Annotated in this window: 12 protein-coding genes and 1 pseudogene; 6 read left to right on the top strand and 7 right to left on the bottom strand. The window is 59.6% G+C overall.

Annotated features, from left to right (window positions below; genetic code table 11):
* Positions 1 to 1050: 1050 nt before the first annotated feature.
* The 3 genes and pseudogenes from istA to istB all read left to right on the top strand — a co-directional run.
* Positions 1051 to 1821: pseudogene (gene istA / locus LH62_RS32860) on the top strand (IS21 family transposase); the annotation flags it as partial.
* A complete protein-coding gene (locus LH62_RS32855; protein WP_408735075.1) occupies positions 1816 to 2571 on the top strand; it encodes a Mu transposase domain-containing protein in 756 nt (251 codons plus the stop codon). The pseudogene istA and the gene LH62_RS32855, both read left to right, overlap by 6 nt.
* Positions 2468 to 3181, top strand: coding sequence for an IS21-like element helper ATPase IstB (gene istB / locus LH62_RS21025; RefSeq protein ID WP_236552596.1), 714 nt, complete (start codon positions 2468 to 2470; stop codon positions 3179 to 3181). The genes LH62_RS32855 and istB overlap by 104 nt, the downstream gene beginning before the upstream one ends.
* Before the next feature lie 526 nt (positions 3182 to 3707).
* Here istB and LH62_RS29485 read toward each other — a convergent pair.
* Together LH62_RS29485 and LH62_RS30520 are read right to left on the bottom strand one after the other, a co-directional pair.
* A complete protein-coding gene (locus LH62_RS29485; RefSeq protein WP_082012704.1) occupies positions 3708 to 3848 on the bottom strand; it encodes a transposase in 141 nt (46 codons plus the stop codon).
* 466 nt (positions 3849 to 4314) lie between these two features.
* On the bottom strand, positions 4315 to 4806 hold the full coding sequence (locus LH62_RS30520) for a hypothetical protein (protein ID WP_043363987.1): 492 nt from the start codon (positions 4804 to 4806) through the stop codon (positions 4315 to 4317).
* A gap of 215 nt (positions 4807 to 5021) precedes the next feature.
* Between LH62_RS30520 and LH62_RS29475 the strand changes: the two genes are divergently transcribed.
* Positions 5022 to 7385 (top strand): DUF2235 domain-containing protein, encoded by a 2364-nt coding sequence (locus LH62_RS29475; protein WP_160299868.1) that lies wholly within the window; start codon positions 5022 to 5024, stop codon positions 7383 to 7385.
* A gap of 81 nt (positions 7386 to 7466) precedes the next feature.
* Here the strand turns inward: LH62_RS29475 and LH62_RS21010 are convergent, their stop codons facing one another.
* The 5 genes from LH62_RS21010 to LH62_RS32760 form a co-directional block, all read right to left on the bottom strand.
* Positions 7467 to 8531 carry an alpha/beta hydrolase gene (locus LH62_RS21010; RefSeq protein WP_043363985.1) on the bottom strand — a complete coding sequence of 355 codons (1065 nt, stop codon included), beginning with the start codon at positions 8529 to 8531 and terminating at the stop codon, positions 7467 to 7469.
* A gap of 372 nt (positions 8532 to 8903) precedes the next feature.
* A complete protein-coding gene (locus LH62_RS30515; protein ID WP_144404586.1) occupies positions 8904 to 12203 on the bottom strand; it encodes a hypothetical protein in 3300 nt (1099 codons plus the stop codon).
* Between the two features lie 50 nt (positions 12204 to 12253).
* Complete coding sequence (locus LH62_RS29470) at positions 12254 to 13408, bottom strand: MoxR family ATPase (RefSeq protein ID WP_160299867.1); 1155 nt, start codon at positions 13406 to 13408, stop codon at positions 12254 to 12256.
* 1 nt (position 13409) lies between these two features.
* A complete protein-coding gene (locus LH62_RS32765; protein WP_369796830.1) occupies positions 13410 to 14819 on the bottom strand; it encodes a hypothetical protein in 1410 nt (469 codons plus the stop codon).
* Between the two features lie 122 nt (positions 14820 to 14941).
* Positions 14942 to 15289 (bottom strand): CU044_2847 family protein, encoded by a 348-nt coding sequence (locus tag LH62_RS32760; RefSeq protein WP_369796800.1) that lies wholly within the window; start codon positions 15287 to 15289, stop codon positions 14942 to 14944.
* An 818-nt stretch (positions 15290 to 16107) separates the two neighbouring features.
* Between LH62_RS32760 and LH62_RS21005 the strand changes: the two genes are divergently transcribed.
* A complete protein-coding gene (locus LH62_RS21005) occupies positions 16108 to 16686 on the top strand; it encodes a recombinase family protein (RefSeq protein WP_043363983.1) in 579 nt (192 codons plus the stop codon).
* 475 nt (positions 16687 to 17161) lie between these two features.
* On the top strand, positions 17162 to 18727 hold the full coding sequence (locus tag LH62_RS28625; protein ID WP_144404585.1) for an HNH endonuclease: 1566 nt from the start codon (positions 17162 to 17164) through the stop codon (positions 18725 to 18727).
* The last annotated feature ends 262 nt before the right edge of the window (positions 18728 to 18989 follow it).

Here is an 18989-nt window from a genome sequence, read left to right as displayed (position 1 = left end):
GCGTCTGCCCAGCAAGTGCGCTGTGTGGACGTCCGGCATTGTACAACTCGACGGCTGAATGCCCACAGGACCCCGGAACGGAGGCTATTGTATTCGTGGCATCCCTGGAGCGGTCTCTCGGTCCACGTCCATGAGGTGACCAAGAGAGGACGCGGCACCGCGTTGCGGTGCAGCCTCGATGGGGATGCTGGCCGATGCCTTGAGGTACCGGCCTGGATGTTCGAGCCAGAGGCCTGCGTGCCGCTGCGCCTCGCATCCGGGCCGCAGGTCGGCGTTGGTGCGCTTTCCGCGCTGCAGCACTTGCTGGCGGAGGTCTCGAGCCGCAGTTCGATGGATGCCTCGGTCTTGCCTGCGGAGGGAGACTTTCCCGACCAGAATCGGGGAGAGGTCCATGCGACGCCACCGAGACCGCTGCCGGGGGACCACAAGGAGCCGGGTTGCGTGTTCCGACGGAAACCAGCCGCTGATTCCGACGCAAACCAGCCACTGAATCCAGTCCAAGCCAGCCACCCATTCCGACGCAAGCCAGCCACCCCGACCGGGGGCGGAGGAGGCGGTCTGCGGGCAGTCGTCCACCTGAGGCAGGCTCGGTCCGGCAAATGCGCTGGGGAGAGCCATGCCCGCTCAGAGACTGCCAATGCGCCAAGTTCGAGAAGTCCTTCGCCGCAAGCACGCCTGCGGCCAGAGTGAGCGACAGATCGCCGTAGCGGTCGGGGTCAGCCGCTATACCGTGGCCGAGTACCTGCGTCGGGCGGCGGTCGTTGGCATCACCTGGCCGGTGCCGGCCGGGCTGGATGACGCGGCGCTGGAGGCCCTGTCAATGCTGAGGTGGGTTTGGTTCTTCCGCACTTTCCGTGCTGCCAGAATCCCGACGCCAATAGGCAAGCGGTTGAGGTACTTCAGAAAGCGGCGTGCACGTTTCGTAACGACGCTTTCCTGGTGTCCTTAATCGCCTGAATCGCATTTTGCTTAGTGTTTTGAGATGGTTGGGCACCTCCATCCCGGAGCGACAGCACGGAAAGTGCGGAAGAACCCGCATTCATCCAGCCGCTACAGGCCCGGCTGTTCAGCCCGCCGTTCACGCCCCCGGAGGCGGTGCGGCCACAGCCCGACTGGCCGCGGATCCATCTCGAACTGCGCCGTCCCGGGGTGACCCTGCTGCTGCTGTGGCAGGAGTATCGGGTCGGGCAGCCTGAGGGTTATGGCTACAGCCGGTTCTGCGACCTCTACGCCGCGTGGCGCGGCCGGGTGTCGCTGACCATGCGCCAGACCCATGTCGCTGGCAACAAGCTGTTCGTCGACTTCGCCGGGCAGACCCTGGCGGTGGTCGATCCGGCGACCGGTGAGGTCCGGGCAGCACAGGTCTTTGTCGCCGTGCTGGGCGCGTCCAGTCTGACCTATGCTGAGATCCGCTGGAGCCAGGGCCTGGCGGACTGGATCGGTTGTCACGTCAACGCCTTCGGCTTCTTCGGCGGTGCCGCGCGGCAGCTGGTCTGCGACAACCTCAAGGCCGGCGTCACCGCCACCTGCCGCTATGAGCCCGGGATCAACCGCACCTACCAGGAGATGGCGGCGCACTACCGCACGGCCGTGGTGCCGACCCGGGTCCGCAAGCCGCGCGACAAGGCCAAGGTCGAGGTTGGGGTACAGATCGTCGAGCGCTGGATCTTGGCCCGCCTGCGCCACCGGCGGCTGCTCGGCCTGGACGAGGCCAACGCCGCCGTCCGCGAGTTGCTGGAGGCGTTGAACGCCCGCCCCATGCGTCACATCGGCAGCAGCCGGCAGGCCCTGTTCGACAGCTTCGAGCGCACTGCCCTGCTGGAGCTGCCGGCCGAGCCCTACGAGTATGCCGACTGGCGGCGCTGTCGGGTCGGGCTCGACTACCATGTCGAGGTGCTGGGACACTGGTACAGCGTGCCCCACCGCCTGGCTCGGGCGGTAGTGGACGCCCGTGTCACCGAGCGTGGAGTGGAGCTGTTCCACAACGGCAGCCGCGTCGCTGCGCATGTTCGCAGCCCGCTGCGGCACCGGCACACCACCATCCCCGAGCACATGCCGAGCGCGCATCGGCGGCATGCCGACTGGACACCGGCCCGGCTGCGGCGCGAGGCGGCCACGATCGGCCCCGCCACGGCTGGCATGGTCGAGGCGATCCTGCGCGCCAAGCCCCATCCGGAACAGGGGTTCCGCGCCTGCCTCGGCATCCTGAGCCTGCCTGGTACGCGGCTACGGCGCGGCCCGGGTCGAGGCCGCCTGCCAGCGTGGTCTCGACATCGGAGCCCGCAGCTACGCATCGATCGCTTCCATCTTGGACAACGGCCTCGACCGCGCCTTTGCGGCCGAACCCGTGCCGGACACGCCGCCCATCCGGCACCCGAACATCCGCGGCGGCGGCTACTACCACTGAGGAGGAACCATGCTGACCCACCCCACCAGCGAAGGTCTGCGCAGCCTTGGCTTGGTCGCCATGGCGCAGGCGCTCGAGGAGCAGAGACGTCAGCCGGACCTGGAGGGCCTCGGCTTCGAGGAGCGCCTGGCCCTGCTGGTCGAGCGCGAGGCCACCGGGCGTGAGGACCGACGGCTGCGGGCCCGGCTGAAGTTCGCCGGCCTGCGCCAGTCAGCCTGCATCGAGGACATCGACTGGCGCGCCACCCGCGGCCTCGACCGCGCCTTGTTCGGACGGCTTGCTGCGGGCGAGTGGATCGACCGCCACCAGGGGGTTCATCTCACAGGGCCGACCGGCGTCGGCAAGACCTGGCTGGCCTGTGCCCTCGGCCACAAGGCCTGCCGTGACGGCCGCAGCGTGCTCTACCACCGCCTGCCGCGGTTGCTGGAGGCGCTCGGCCTGGCCCGCGGGGATGGCCGCTACGCTCGCATGCTGAAGGGCCTGGCCCGCGTCCAGCTGCTGATCCTGGACGATTGGGGCCTGACCCCTCTGACGCCCGAGCAGCGGCGCGACCTGCTGGAGATCGTCGATGACCGGCATGGCCGAGCCGCCACCATCGTCACCAGCCAACTCCCCGTACCCGCCTGGCATCAATGGATTGCCGATCCCACCCTGGGCGATGCCATCCTTGATCGCCTCGTTCACAACGCCCATCGCATCGAGCTCCAGGGCGAATCCATGCGCCGTCGGGCCGCCCGCCGCGCCGTTGCTGTTGACGTCGACCAGGAGACCTAGGCCAACTCGCCCCGCTCGCAGACTACCGCCCCACCCCCGGCCGGCATCGCTCGGAATGCCCGGCTGGCTTCGGTTGGAATAGGTGGCTGGCTTCGGTTGGAATAGGTGGCTGGCTTCGGTCGGAATACCCGGCTGGAATCATCGGAATCCGCAGCCGGGTTCCACAATCCGATCTGTTCGCCCTGACTCGGGTAGCAAGCGGCCTGGCCAGGACGGTCTGGCCGACGCTGCCCGAGGAGGCTCGGCGGAGCCTGACCGACCGACTGGCGCGTCTGTTCCTCGAGCACGAGGCCAGCACGCGAGGCAGCGTCGCCGCGCTGATCGTCGCTGCGATCCGCACCGCAGTCCCGTCCGGCAGCACGATCTCGATCCGCTCATCCGCCTCGCCCGCCACGGGAGGATCAGCGCAGGACGGGCCCGACCCACCCTGCAGCGCCGGCACGGCCAGATCTGGCACGACCTGCATCGGCAGGAACCCCGGTGTCTCGGCCACCAGCCTGCCGCGCCGATGCGAATCCCGCCATTGTCAGAGCAAGCCGCGGCTCACATCATGCCGCCGCGCAACCTCACTGAGCTTGACCTCGGGCTGGTTCAGCTCGGCCAGGATCCGCAGCCTCTCCTCAGCCCGCCACGGCCGGCGGCGCTCTACCCCGGTGATGATCTCCATCCGTCACCCTGCCGCTTGTCCTTACCGGCGCTCCAAAGAACGCACGTAAGATCAAAGGCAGGTTCCGTGCAGATCCGGTAGGCGGCCCTCGGCGAATGGATACCGGCCGCCAGCCAAACCTCACTTGTCAATTCGACTGACAATCCTGCTTTCCCGCCCCGACCTGGCAACCCCGCGGCTACGGCGCGCAGCGGCGGTGATAGACGGCGAGCAGCCAGCCGCAGCCATGCGCAGCAGGGCGAACATGGCGAGGCTGGCGAGCGACCGGTCATTCGCCGCCTTGAGCACCGTGGCAGCCTCCCCCGCCGTCGGTGGACGACACCCCACATCATTCATCGATTAGGGGATCTCGTTACAAAACCAGCGCAACGACTACGTCGGCACGCATTAGCCTGGGCGCGGCCCGCGCCGGCCGCGATGGCCTGGTCGATCAGCGCCATGGCTTCTGGCGATCTGGGAGTGCTGATCATGCGTCCCCGCCGTCCCCCCAGATCGCCGCGGCGTTGTTTCGGAGCACCAGCAACGCCGCCTCGGCTAGCGCCTTCTCCTTGCGCGCCAGGTCGCGCTCGAGCATCTTGACGCGCTTCCTCTCCTCCATGGTCGCCTGGCTCAGCCGCTGGTTGCTGGCGCGCTCCCAATCGTTGGCTTGCTCGCAAGCGGTCCACCAGGCCCCGATCTGCTCCGGGTAGAGACCCCACTGACGGCAGTAGGCGGCGAGATCGGCCTCGTTCATGGCCGCCGTCTCGATCACCGCAGCGAACTTGTCGCGCGACGTCCAACCCGTCGGGCCAGCATCGGCATCAGGCAGCAGCCGCCCTTGGCTGCGAGCTTCACGGCGCCAGGCGGGCAGGGTTGCCTTGGAGGTCCCCTCCTCCTTGGCCATCTGCCGCAAGGAAGCCGCGTTCGGCGGCTCCAGCTTCTTCAGAACCGCCGCGCGGCTCTCCGGTGAGTAGGTCAACTCATCCCTCCGTCCCACCCCTCCGAAATTGAAAGATCATTTCAAGGCGCCGGACAATTTACCTGACAGAGAAGGTCTTACTCTTCGCCAGGAAAGCCGCGGCGAAAAGCTCGTGCGAAGGTCATAAACCAGCCATGCTTACAGCCCGCTGCCTGACAGCATTGCTGCCGAGCTCCTTTGAGAGCCAGATGATCGTGCCATCGGAGGGGCTAGGAATGACTCTGCAGAGCCGCAACATTGTGCTGTTCTCGGATGGAACAGGCAACAGCTCGGCCAGCCTCTTCAAGACCAACGTGCGCCGCCTCTACGAGGCGCTAGACGTCGAGGACCCGGCGGACCTGCAGCATCCGCGTCAGTTCGCTTTTTATGATGATGGCGTTGGCACGTCCTCCTTCCGGCCGCTGGCCATTGTGGGCGGTGCGTTCGGCTATGGTCTGGGGCGCAATGTCCGCGATCTGTACGCATTTCTGTGTCGAACCTACAGGCCAGGGGACAGGATCTACGCATTTGGCTTTAGCCGAGGGGCGTTTACCATCCGCGTCGTGGTTGGGCTGGTCATGAGCCAGGGCATTGTCGCCTACGATGGTAATGAGGCTGCTCTTGCCAGGAACGTCCGGGACGCGTTCAGGGCATATCGGAAGGAGCGTTATGGTCGGCCGACGCTCACCTCACTTGTCCGCCTAGCACGTGATGCCGTTCTCGGGACCTATCGCCTGATCAGGCGTCTACCCCGCTATCATAAGGCAAACAACGAAGGTGCACCGCCTCGATCGGTTACACCAGGCGCTCCAGAGTGGCCCAAGCCGATTGAAATCGAGTTCGTCGGTGTTTGGGATACGGTCGACGCTTATGGGCTGCCCATTGAGGAGCTGACCCGTGCCGTTGATACGCTACTAGTGCCTCTCACTATGCCGGATGCCGACCTAAACACGAGGGTCAAGTGCGCCCGCCACGCACTCTCACTCGATGACCAGCGGTACACCTTTCACCCTCGCCTTTGGAATGAGGCGCAGGAGCCAGTCGACAGCGAACGAATCAAGCAAGTCTGGTTCGCTGGTGTCCACGCCGACGTAGGCGGTGGTTACCCGGATGATGGGTTGGCGCACGTCACGCTGCAATGGATGATAAAGGAAGCGACTGCCGCGGGGCTGCGCTTTGTCCCTGCAATACTTGCCAGACAGCTGGCGCTGGCAGACGAAAATGGGCCTCTGCACGACTCTCGCAAAGGACTGGCCAGTTACTACCGGTACAAACCGCGCCGCGTTGACGATTTGTGTAACCAGCCCGCGACCTTGACGAGGCGCTTCGGCATCCATGTGAAACACCCCCTCGTGCACGAGAGTGTGCTCCGCCGCATTCGAGTCGGCCAGGACGGCTACTCGCCGATTAACCTGCCCAGCAACTTCCGAGTTCTTCGCGTTGCAGGCGACACAGTAGGCGGGGACACATACGTTGGCCTGCAACCGCTTGGGCGGCAGGCCTTCAACGAGGGTCAGGAGCACGTCTGGAACTTCGTGTGGTGGCGTCGTGTCGCCTACTTCGTTACCCTCGGCGGAACGCTCACTCTCGCCGCGCTTCCCCTCGTTCTGGAGGAAGGGGACTGCGACTCCGCGCTTTGCTTTTTCTCGCCTGCGATTGCCGCGACCGAAGCCTTTCTCCCAGGACTTGCCACGATGTGGACGGGGGTTTTCGCCGCCAACCCTCGGTCCTTCCTAATTGCGGCCGGGATCGTGCTCACTGGGACGGTACTTGGCCGGCACCTCGATGTTCGAGTGCCAGACGAGATGCGGCGCCTCTGGTACTCCAGAACCAACCTAAGCCCGCCACGTCACTCAGGGCATCGCGGCTATAGGACGCCGCAAAGCCCTGGGTGGACGAATAGAGCGGTGGAAGCCCTGCGGAAGTCGTACCCCTACCGCCTGATCTGGTCTGGTTTGACCCGCTTCGTCCTGCCGACAGTCGCTGGCGTGGTTGCTGTTTTCCTGGCCGCCGGGCTCCTGAACACCACGACGCTCTCTATGCTGGAATCCATTGGAGGCACTTGCAGTCAGTCCAGTGATCCCTCCCCCGTCACGGCCACGCATGACGCAGGGACATTCTGGACCTCCAAGTTCTGCCACGCGACGAATCTACGCTTGGAGGAGGGAGCCGAATACCGGGTCCGTGTCGCCGTGCCGCGGGATCCCGGATGGCCGGAAACATCATCGTGGCGGGATGACGACTACAGCGGGTGGCCCAACGGTATTCGACCCGAGGACGTTCAGCCAAGCCTATCCGCCTTCGCGCCGTTCAAGCGCCACATTGGGCAACCCTGGTACAAGCTGATGGCGCGGGTCGGTCAGCGTGGCGCAGCCGTCTACGCCCCAGATTGGCGCCTCCTGCCAAACAGTGACAACGCCAACATGGACGTCCATGAAGCCGTGCTTCGGCCGAGGCGTTCTGGCCCTCTGTTTCTGTACGTGAACGACGCAGCGTTCGTGCCCGCCATGGACTGGCTCTACACTAAGAATAACGCGGGCACAGCCAAGCTACAGGTCGAGCTCCTGAGCGTGACCCATCCACGACCGCGGGTGCGCTGAACAGGTCTTTTGGCGGCGCAGGCTGCTCGCCGACCACGGCCTCACAAGCCCACCTGCACAAGGCTCGACGGAGCGGCACGATTAAACCACCTGCTCCCCAACTGGGTAGAGGCGGTCTGGTTTTGGATTGATGGCGACGGTTGGATTGATCAACTCAGCACCTCGCCTTCGGCCAAGCACCTCCTCCGGCGTCGCGCCCCGGAACACCTGAGCCAGGTCATCGCGTACGCGCCTATCGTTCCGGTAGTACTGGTGGCTCACGGCGTTCCAGCTCACGTCTTGCCACGCCTCAGGCGGCAGCTGCTTCAGCACGTCCACGGCGTAGGCGTAATCCACAACCGCGACATTCGGCGGCAGCGTGTCTGGCCGATTCGGCCCGTAGGCGCCGAGCCGCTTGGGTCGCCCAAGCACGGAATGGTTTAGCCTGATAACCGCGTCCGCGGGATAAACTCCGAGAGTGACCCAGTCGGCGATACTGGCGACCGGGCACAGCGGCCCGTCCGCGTCCAGCACCGTCCAGTCGTCATCCCCGGCCATGGCCACAACCTGCGCGAAGGGCGGCCGGTCGGGCAGGCCGTCTCTCACTAGCGCACTGATGCCGAGCCTCAGCATGAACACGCCCATGCTGTGTGCGAGCAGCACCGGCCTCACCCCTACAGCGTTGGCCGCCGCGCCGACGTCTCGGATCAACAGGGCCAAGGCTTCGTCTGAGCGCTCGCAGGAGGTACGGTCGGCCGTGTAGGCAGAATTGTCCAATTCGCCGCCTGATGGCCAGCAGAAGGCAAGTGGCGCCAGCTGTACTGCGAATGGTCCCTCAGCGTAGAAGGCGGCGATCTGACCAGCACGTGTGACGGCGTCCACGAAGCTGTAGCAGAAGCCGTGCACGGATAGAACCGGCACGCGTCCGGAGTCGCGGGCACCAGCCAGCCACTCCAACAACCAATCTTGGCGATCCGCCGCAGCCGCCTCGGAATGCTCAACCCTCAGTGAGCCATTGACCAGTTCCGCGTCAAGGGCAGACTGGGCGCAACTGCGTACCTGGACGCGGCCAAGCCGGAGCATTGCTCTCGGGTCCTCGCAGTCGGGTCCGAAGCCGCCCTTGAGAGGCTTCCGGTTAGTAGCGAAGCGGATCTTGCGTACAAACATGCCGCCGCTCCTGTTTCGCATCAAAGCTAGACGGTTAAGACAGGAGAAAGCGAGCCTGAAAGCTTCCCATTGAGATGCCAAGGCACCCGCACTGATGGCTGTTGCTTCGAACATGTCCAAGATACGTCGGAACGTTCGGCTGCCAGGTAGAATGGCGGTAGTGAGACGGCGCCGCTCCCTTCGAACTAATTACTCGCTGTCTTGAGGCACGGCTAGTCGAAGCTATTCACTGGTCTGCATCATTCCATGTTTGGATGAGGACTACGTGGCAAAGCTATCGAGGCAAGTTTCAACACCTTCGGAGAAATCTTTATGGAAAGAGTTTGAATTCGCGCTTGCGATGGCCAGTGACCTACTCCCTACAGTCCGAATTCAGCTCTTGGGCGAAAGAGGGTGCCGCAGCCTCAAACTAAAAACCATAGGTGCAATGCTTATATACGAATGTATAAACATTATAGGAAACCACACAAAAGAAGTCACGACGGAGCTAACTAGCCAGCCAATCTTCTCTTTATCGAACATGTCTAGCTTAATTAAACCGAGGACGGTGAGCGACACAGCAAGCATACCGACAAGCGGGCCAACTAAGGCCAAACCGCTTGCAGTTGCGCCAATTAATTTTTGAGAACGCTTTCTTAAATAGCCCAGCTCCATGAAGTTTTGGAGATGCAAGGTAGATCCCGTCAAGATTGCAACAGACATTGGATTTAAAGTCCACACTATCGCAAGGATGCTAGGCACGAAAATCTCCAAGAAACTCATGTCCTCCACGTCAGGTAAAAACAAAAATGCGCCTCCAATAACTAAGGTCTGGATCAAGCACACGGCGGCTGCACTGGTAGCGAAATAGACCGCAATAAGTCCAACATCCAAAATTTTCCTATCAGCCAGCCGACTAATCAGTCCTGGCAAAACGCAAGCTTCGATCAGAGCCACAACGCACACATACGTTTGAGGACGAAGCCATCCATGCAACGTGCTCCCGCCTTCTGGGGCGGGGCGAAAGACAAATTCGTCCAACGTCCCTAAAACGAAGATCGTACTACCAACAGCAAAGGCAGCACCAGACATCAAGAACGAAATAAAAGCGGTAGCCGCAACCATGTAATTTCGCGCGAGATTTAGAATTTTCCGAAGCGCAAGAGCCGAAAACGCGACCAGCAGGATGAAATAAATGTATACAGTAAATAATCCATTAAGCTGGCCCAAATTATCTAACCTAGATACTGAAAACACGTCTTCCAATACGATAGTAACAGCAAAAGTTGCCACGAAGAGCGATATTATTATTGAGTATCCCCCAAGGTACCACTGGGGACCGAAGTTCCACCGGATCAATCCCTGCCATTTGTCGGACTGAGTTAGTAAATGAGCACAGACGGCAATTTTAGCCTCTTCCTGTTGCCCTGCGATAGAACCGATGATAGCAAGGGACGCTGACACCAGAGCCAGCAGTGTTGCGTACTCAACAAACCCATCTTGGTCGGAGCGCGAGGTTCCTAATAATCCAAGCACAAATAACATGGCCAACAGAATGTTGACCGAGATAAGTTCGAATTTTGCTCGATAGTACCAGTCACCTCCTTTTAATACACACCAGAGCGCAAATGCTAACGTCGTGAGTGCGTTCATTCTATGCGTTGCAAGAGCTACGACCTCCGCCACCAGCACATCGCGACACATAAAAAGAATGAGCGAAATTAAAGCCGTGCTGCTAGCCAGCACAGAGAGCTTAGTTCTTGCGGCAAGATTTAGCAGTTGCACAATTAAGTTCGGCACCTTGACCGAGAGCTGCTCTTGCTGATCTTTAAGGAAAGTCACGAGTACCTGATCGTGCAAGGCGGATTGTTTCGGCGCTAGATGGATCAGAGCATCTACTAGATCGCGCCAGGACCTATCGGCTGCTTTTGCAAGCTGCAAATTGACCCGCCCAGATGGTGTTAGTTGAAAGAATAATTCAGCGAAGATCAGTCTAGTTTGCGCCGCTAAACCTGGATCGAGCTTCGCTACTAGAGCCCGTCGCAGCCAGTCTGGCATGCCTCCACGAGCAACCCAGGGAAGGCGAGCTAGCACGAGATATCTCTGCTCGCTAAACACTGGCGTAGAGCTCGCTTCGAGCCTGAGGCGCTTGCCAAATTCCCTTGTTAAAGACGCATGGATCTGTGGGTAAACAGCCAGCGCGCAGAGCCAGGTAAAGCTTGGCCGTCCCAGGTAGGTTCGAAGTTGGCCAAGCAGCTCGCTGATTAGGTCCCGTTCCGGAGGCCGGTGGGACAGAAAGCGGGTTTCAACAGCGCGCAGAAGGGTGGGGAAAGATCCGAACTCCTTATGCCGCTGCACGCGGTATCGCCGGAGTGCCTCTTCAATCTTTGGAACGCCGGATTCTAATTCACGATTCTGTGCAATCCATTCGCTAAGACTGAATAGTCCTGCTGAGTCTGCCGGAAATAAAGCGAATCCGCTTTCGCTAAGTAGAATTTCCGACTCACCCCACGCGGAAACCGGCTTCGGTGACAAAACAACTTTTCTGCTTAAGACAGATAAAAGTGCTCCGGGAGATCCGTCAAATCCTACTGCCGCATAGCTTGCCCCATCCCCGAAAATTACGACTCCGGCGTACATTTTTGAGTTCAACACATCACCGAGTGACACTACCTCGCTTATATTGTCGGTGAGGGGTTGTGAACCAAAACATAGGTCACGCATGACGCGTAACTGCGTCGGCGAGCCGCGAACTTCGTAGGCATGGATAGCGACATTCGATCGACCTAGGCGGTGAATAAGATCCTGGCCTACGTAAGATGCGTGATCGGCTTTCCCATCACGACGCAGTAAAAATAGATACTCTGGCTGCCTCAAAACGGGACGGAAGACGGCTGGACCATTTCCTCCGAACCGAATAGCGGTGGAAACGCTCGCGTTTGTGTCAAACTGCTGTTGGTTAGATGACTCGCGCGTAGCTAAAGCAGTACTCAAACGAACGATATTAGCAGGGGAAAAATGCGATTCTACTCGATTTCCAAGCTTGAGCAGTACCTCTTCCAGTTGTCGGAATGAAAAATGCCTTGCTAAACGTGCTTGGCGGGATCGACGCCACAGAGCAAAGGCTCCTACGAGCGTCCATGGGGCGAGTACGAGAATTATATGGTCAGTCCGAAATGGTCTTTCAAAGTCGGGGCCTTCACCCGGCAGTAGTGGACGGCGCTCCTCTGATCTTGGTTCCCGTATCCATTCAGAAATGGTCCAATCCCACATAATGCCGATGGTGATGCTAAGAGCAAACAACAGGGTAACTAAAAATAGAAAGCGCAGCCAATGGTGGCTTGAGCGCCGCCGGTGTTTTGGAGTACGCTTGGAGGGGTCAGAAGCTTCAGTTCGCTCGCCTTCATACCTGCCGCTATCCGCAATATTATGCGCAGGCGCTCCGATAGTTACACTTTCACTCGGAGCCTCATTTCGAAGCTTCCAGCTTGTAAGTAGGGAAATAAGTTGCTCACGAAATGCCTTCTGTTCTTTTGTTGAGCGGCAGATAAGTGGGGTTATGTAGGCGGCAACCGCTTCGGGCCGTGCAGGTAATCGCCCAGCCGCTCTCAGAAATTCAAAAATCTTTTTTGCGCGATCTATATCATCGTCACAGTATGCGAGTTCCGCACTATTTCGGCGCAGCTCCACCAACAAATGGCCGAGATCTATGTTCTCCCAAGACCCAGACATCTCAGGTTACGCTACGCTCTTCGCATGGCCTCATTCCCAAGTGACCTAGGTAACCCCCACAGCCCGCAAAGCCACTCCCGTCCAGCATCCTGATCTTCCTTCGTTTTGAAAAGAATTGCGAGGCACTGACGAAAAATCAGAGTAGCTGTTTCCGGAGAGGACAAAGCCAGTCCCGCAAGCCCGGAGCGGATACCTTGCTCGCTAATAATCTTCCATCCAGACCGCGTGAGTGTTTCCATTTGCCCGCCCTCTATACTGGACGAGCTTGAACTTACTCCAGAAAAGGAAAGATGTACGACAAGAAGGTGTAGAAGCTCCGCCACGCTAGGGCGCCTTCTCAACGCTATTTGAGTTTCGGGATCGTATAGTTTATCGAAAATTTCCAGCGCTTCGGTTTCGAAGTTTCCGCCGTCCGGCAGATCAGGGAATTGGCTGCGAACAATTTTTCGAAGCCGGTCCTTTATTGGCATCTCAACGTGGTGGAAGATGCACCGGCGAAGAAATGCGTCCGGCAACGCTCTTTCAGAATTACTGGTTACAATTACGAGTGGATGAAGATTATTTTGAACCCGCAAGCGAACTCTAGCCTCAGCTACAAGGAACTCCCCGGTCTCGAACTCAGTCAGCAGGTCGTTAGGAACATCGCGCGGCGCTTTGTCTATTTCGTCGATGAGCACCACACTCGAAGTAGCCGCAATGGGGCGTGCTGCTGTTTCACCCGCCTGTAGGTTTGCCTCCGAGTCCCACGATGCCTGCATCTCCAACGCCTCCACCGGATAGGTAAGTGCGATTGCCCTCCCGATTGCCTCAAACGTGATGTAAGCTCGCGTGGGCGTAGGCTCTTGATCTAAGCCACGGTGGCGCTGTGCGTCACGAAACTCGCGAACCGAGTCGAATCGGTAGAGCAAATCTTGTGCTGAGGTCGTTGATTTTGCAGTAAAGCGAATGAGGCTTCGGCCTAATTGTAAGGCGACCCAAGCCGCCATCTGTGTTTTGCCTGCTCCCGGATCGCCGGTGAGCAACAGAGGTTGCCTCAGTAATGCAGCAATCTGCGCTGCGGCCGCGAGTTGTTCATCAGGCAGATAGCGGTGCGGGTCACGAAGTCGCGCGGAACGCGAGCTACTAGTTTCCTGCTTTACAGTGTCTTGTTCCATGTCGGAATCCAAGTTAATACTCCTCGGAAGGAAGTATTGTGGACGCATTTAACGTAAGAGCGTTGAACCATTCCAACATACTCATATTTTGTGTTCCAGGCGTGTAGATTAACTCTTCCGCCCTCTTTTGAATTAGCCCTGGCTCCGGAATAGGCCGACGAAGGTGTGCGTTGGCACTTCGTGACCATGCCCGCAGATGTGTGAGCCCCACCGAGTTGAGCGGCCCCAAATCGTGCATCTGCAGCTGCGATGACCGCCTCACCGCAGCTGCCATGAAGTTACGACGTGCTCGGTCGCCACACTTCGAGGCAGTGCTAATCAGGCAGAAAAAAGGCTGAGGCCGGCTTCGCGGCTGAGCTGAACTTGCAGAGGCCCATCTATCGAGGATTGCTATTAGTAGTTGAACGTCCCGCCGTTCTCGCAAATCGACTTCGAACAAATGCAATCCGTCAAACATATGAGTTGCTGTCGTCAGAGACTTCTCGTTCGTTGCAGGCAATCCTGCTTCCTGTGATACTTCCTGCGTGTGCCTCTGAATACGTTCTTCCTGCCCCCCCCAATTCCGGTCGGGAAGAGTAAGGGGAAGAATGGAAAGCAAAGCACCTTGCCTCCACTCAGCCGCAAGCTCGAAGCTGATACGATGGCGAAGCCCGTCCGCGCAGTCCGAGGTATCAGCATCGGCGACCAAAACCACTAGCTGACCTGCGAGCTTATTTCCTGTGTCAGGACGAACCGCACGCTTAACTGCTATTACAACCTCCTCCCTGTCTTTTAAAGCATACAAATAATCGCGGTCCAGACTTGGCACAGCTCGACGTAAGAGAGATAGAGGACGTGAGCCTGGCATTGTTGTACGTGATGTCGTGATTATTGATGCAAGAGCTTCCGCCAAAGTCTGCACCGATATCACCATCGATTGTCGTGCGCTCTCATTGGCACGCACAAACATTCCGAGTACCTCGCCAGATCTGGAGTTGATTGCCGGTGCTCCACTAAAACCCGGTACGATTTTCTGAGTTTCGGGAGCGGTAATCGCAACCGTACGGCCGATGCCAACCGTTATGAAGGGTTGTAGCCAGCCCTCAACCAACACCCCTCCGCTTACGGGACCCCAGGTTACAAAACTCGTCTCGCGAGGGTGATCAGCCCTGTCCTGAAAAGACGCAGGCGTAACGGCCACATCGAGGTTCGCGCTAGAAAGCCGCTCTAGGGCTGAATCGTCGAGCTCGAGTACGGCAATGTCGGCGACTTTGCGGACGCGCGCTGGTACATCTTCTGAGGATCGAACGCATCGATTCCAAATAACAACACGAGCTGAGACACGAGCACCGTCAGCCGAGGACTGAAAAAAATGGAGCTCTACCGCATTGTCGATCGGCGCCGCATCTTGGTATGGATCGATGCCAAGAACCGGCGCGACCACATGTGCGCATGTGACGAAGTGGCGCGGCGATACGGCAAACGCAACGCCTTCTCGGCGTCCGTCTGATGTAAGCACAAAAGCAAGTGTTAAATCAGAGTTCGCCAAACTTACCTCGCGTGGACTTATGCCTTCCAGCGCAGCTTCAACCCAATGCTGCCTTCACCTTGAGATTCTGCGATAAAAAAGCCGACTTTTCCACTGAGTTTGATACTCAGGGTTAACTCTATTTCCGCGGGACATTCAGGACCAAGGGACCGTAGACCTTCGGCTACTCGGGCCGCTATCGGTTTAATTGCGTTGACGGCTTGATCAAATGCTTGAGTTGTCCCTTCGACCAGCGCACGACTCGAAGCACCTACGTCCTGCCAGCTGTCCTCTTGACCCGTCGGAGCACCATCGCTCGCTTCGAAAAGGATCGGACTTTGATTGGAGTCGACAGTTACCGTGACAAACCGTCTAGATGCTACCATCAGCTGTCTCACTCCTAAGACAAGCATACTCGCAGGCGTCGTCTCACAAGTCTGTCATGATAACGCTCCTGCTACCAACCTTTAGCGCAAATTATATTGAATTCGCGTCGAACCGTGGGTCACATTTCAGAAGCACTGCCGAATCGACGCTAAAATGCAGGGCTGCTCACTTACGTTGCGACCTACTCAAAAACCTGTTCACGTTTGTAGGATCATCTAAGCGGGTCCAGCGGGCTGTCTGCGAGCCCGTACACCAACCATATGCTTCAGTCGGAATGAGCTGGTGCAGGATGCCTGACGGCTTTTGCAGGGCGCCGGCGCTCCTGACCGGGAGCGGCCAAGACGCTTTTGAGCAGCGATTCTGCGGCATACTATCCATGGACCGCCAGCGTCTATAGGTGCGTCCGTTGATCCCGAGTTCCGCGCAGGCCAGGCGCGACGCACGTCAGCCTGGTCGACTAGCACCATGGCATCCTGGCGATCTGGACTGCTGGTCATGCGTTCTTGTAGGCTCCCCGAAACCGCCGTGCCGTTTTAGCAGTACCACGGATCCCGCTACCTCGGCTGCGCTATTGGGCCGGTGGCTTGAAGCTTTGCGCGCATGATCCCACTCCAGGGTTTCGACGCACTGATTTTCTTCCTGGTCGCCTTTATTGTTAACTCAAAGAAGCGCGCAAAAGCTTTCGGACGTTCTCGAGTATGTCGCCGTTGCGCAGACGCACGTCTATGCAACGCCAAGCACGGTCCAGCTGTCCTGCGCGGTCGCCCGTTGCGCAGACCTGTTGTATAATTGGATCCAATCGCAACGGGTTTTTGCAATGCTGTTGGGCTACGCGCGGGTCTCCACCGACGACCAGGACACGGCCGCGCAAGTAGCGGCGTTGGAATCCGCTGGCGCCGGCCGGATCTTCACCGAGCGGGCATCCGGCGGGCGATGGGATCGGCCGGAGTTGCACCGGATGCTTGATCAAGTCCGAGCCGGCGATGTTGTGGTGGTCTGGAAGCTCGACCGCCTATCTCGCTCACTACGTGACCTGCTGCAGCTCATGGACCAGCTGGACGCAGCTGGTGCTGGCTTCAAGTCGCTAACAGAGGCCATCGACACGACCACCGCTGCGGGCCGAATGATGATGCAGGTGATCGGCGCCTTCGCTCAGTTTGAGCGTGACATGGTGAGAGAACGCACGAGAGCAGGTTTGGCCGCTGCAGCCGCACAGGGGCGCAAAGGTGGTCGCCGCCCGAAGCTCACACGGGAGCAACGCGCGATGGTCGTGCGTTTGGTCGGGACTGGTGAGAAGACCGCGGCGGAAGCAGCCCGATTGTTCGGCGTGAACCCGTCAACGGTGAGCCGCCTGCTGGCCACTGAGCGGCACACAGGCGATGAGCTGCGGCTGTAAGCGGAGATCCCACGCTCGACCGGGTTGCAGCTGTGGTCCACGCAATTGCGGCCATGCTAACCAGACGGCTAGGAGGATTTGTCGACTTGGCCGATTTACGGATTGTCCTCGAGAACGGCGGACTCGCGGGCATTGGCAAAGGTGAAGCAGAAGGTCCAGGTCGCGCGACCGAGCCGGCGAAAGCATCCCTCGCAGAACCGCGGGTTCATCTGAGATCGATGGCACAGTCGAAGAAGTAACCTCGTTGGTCAGCCGAGCGGAACTCGATGCTCGCCCAGTGAGGAAATATAAGGACCGGGCACCCACGGCTCGCCGGAGGACCGATGATCCGGAGGCTCAAGGATGAGGGTGTGCAGCCGGGCAACATTGCCAAGAGTCCCGGGTCGGGCGGGCCAGTGTGTATAGGGTGCTCGACGCCGGATCGATCTCACGGGATGCTTCGTAGCCGCGCTGGCATGCCGCTACTCATGAGGAAATGATGACTGCATTCTGGATGACCTGGAAGCCTGACGGGTGGCCCATCGAACGGCTGCGTGACCTCATTCAACGGGCAAGTACAGATTCGAATACAACGGAGCATTGGCGGATCCAGGCCCACAGGCAGGCGGTGGTGGGTTCCAGAGCGTACCTCTTCAAGCAGGGCACAGGCCCGCGCGGCATCTTCGGGGTAGGGACAACTGCAGGTCCGCCTATACCTATCCCAGATCAGTCCCACGATCCGGAGAACCCTCAGTGGTTTGTGCCGTTGCGGTTTGAACAACTCACAGACCCCACCTCGGGGATGCTCCTCTCTCTGGATCAGCTGGAAGACATCGTCCCGGTATCGCGCATCAAAGCCAACGCCAGTGGCACGACGATCACCGATGATGTCGCTGCGAAACTCGACGACCGCCTCGGAATGTCGTCACCCTCCCCGACACTGAGCAAGCTAAAGGTGACTGCGGGATCAGATTGGTCTCCAGACGAAGTCAATGCCTGTGTTTCCGCTTACTTCGACATGCTCGATCTGGAATTAGCCGGGAAGCCCTTCAGCAAGGCCGACTTCAACAGGCAGGTGCAAACGGTCACCCACCGAACGAAGGGTTCTGTCGAGTTCAAGTTCGGCAATGTCAGCGCGGTCATGGACCAACTCGGCTTGCGTTGGATCCAAGGTTACAAGCCTGCGCCGAATGCACAGGCTGGCGCGATCAAGGACGCCATTGAACACCAGTTGGCATCCCGGTCGTCCCTCGCGGCACGTTTGAGGTCCTTCAAGACGCCCGACGTTCCGCCCGGCCCATCGCTTGCTGACCTCACTGATCGGAGTGCTGTTCTCCAGGCTATTCGTGAGTTCGACACCCTCGGCCGCGATGCCTTTTTGGCCAATTACGGCTACGGCGAGGCCCGAGAAATTTTTTTGCTTCATGACGGTGAACGCTACGACAGCAAGGCCATCGTCGGCGCCGCATTCGCCTATCAGCCAGGGGTCATGAGGCCTCTAACCAACGGCGAATTCTCCGGTGGCGCAGCGACGGTGCAGAGGGCTCTAGAGCGTCTCGGCTTTGAGGTCGAGGTCAGCGGCGGCCGGAGCGGAATGGGCGTCAAGGTGAACAGTAAGGCGGTAGAACCAAGCGACGCCGATGAACAGCCGTTCGACCCAAAGAGCGCCAAGGATGCTCGCCAAGCGGTGCTCCGGTCAATCAAAGCTCGTCGTGGCCAGCGTGGCTTCCGCGATGCCCTGATCACCGTCTACGAAAGCCGCTGTGCCATCACCGGCTGTGATGTGCTGGACGTCTTAGAGGCAGCGCACATCACCCCGTACCTAGGTCCCGAGACCAACCACGTCACCAACGGTCTGCTACTCCGTGCCGACCTGCACACCCTATTCGACACTGGCTTGCTCGCGGTGAACCCAGACAACGAGGAAGTCCAGGTGGCACCCACCGTGAAGGACCCGATGTACCGGGCGCTGCATGGTAAGCTGCTGCGGCCGACGACGACCAAGACATCAGCTCCCAGCGCCGCTGCGCTGAAGCAGCATTGGTCGGACTGCGGGTGGTAAGAAGCTGCCTAATGACGCATCACCCCAAGCCGCAACTCAGCCTCAAATCCGGCCTGCTGCTCGAGTGTGCTGGAGTGGGCATAGTCGACGTGCATGCATCCGCTTCCCTGTCGCGTACGGTTTTGAACGCGATGTGACCCCTGTTGCAAAAGGGCGACCGAAGATCCAGCGCGACACCTCAGCCCTGTCGCACAGGGGCAAGCTCTATTGCGACGTTGCCCCGAGCTCGAAAGTCATCCGACGCTCTGTCCTTCGAGTGCTG

The sequence above is a fragment of the Belnapia sp. F-4-1 genome (assembly GCF_000802185.1).
In the GTDB taxonomy this organism is placed as follows: Bacteria; Pseudomonadota; Alphaproteobacteria; order Acetobacterales; family Acetobacteraceae; genus Belnapia.
The sequence above is the reverse complement of the archived record's forward strand: the minus strand, read 5'-3'. Positions and strand labels throughout refer to the sequence as shown.

What these genes read in the sequence shown, in the direction of transcription:
- LH62_RS29485 (WP_082012704.1), bottom strand. Translation starts at nt 3,848, where the DNA reads ATGGAGATCATCACCGGGGTAGAGCGCCGCCGGCCGTGGCGGGCTGAG.
- LH62_RS29475 (WP_160299868.1), top strand. Translation starts at nt 5,022, where the DNA reads ATGACTCTGCAGAGCCGCAACATTGTGCTGTTCTCGGATGGAACAGGC.
- LH62_RS28625 (WP_144404585.1), top strand. Translation starts at nt 17,162, where the DNA reads ATGATGACTGCATTCTGGATGACCTGGAAGCCTGACGGGTGGCCCATC.
- istB (WP_236552596.1), top strand. Translation starts at nt 2,468, where the DNA reads ATGGCGCAGGCGCTCGAGGAGCAGAGACGTCAGCCGGACCTGGAGGGC.
- LH62_RS21010 (WP_043363985.1), bottom strand. Translation starts at nt 8,531, where the DNA reads ATGTTTGTACGCAAGATCCGCTTCGCTACTAACCGGAAGCCTCTCAAG.
- LH62_RS32760 (WP_369796800.1), bottom strand. Translation starts at nt 15,289, where the DNA reads ATGGTAGCATCTAGACGGTTTGTCACGGTAACTGTCGACTCCAATCAA.
- LH62_RS21005 (WP_043363983.1), top strand. Translation starts at nt 16,108, where the DNA reads ATGCTGTTGGGCTACGCGCGGGTCTCCACCGACGACCAGGACACGGCC.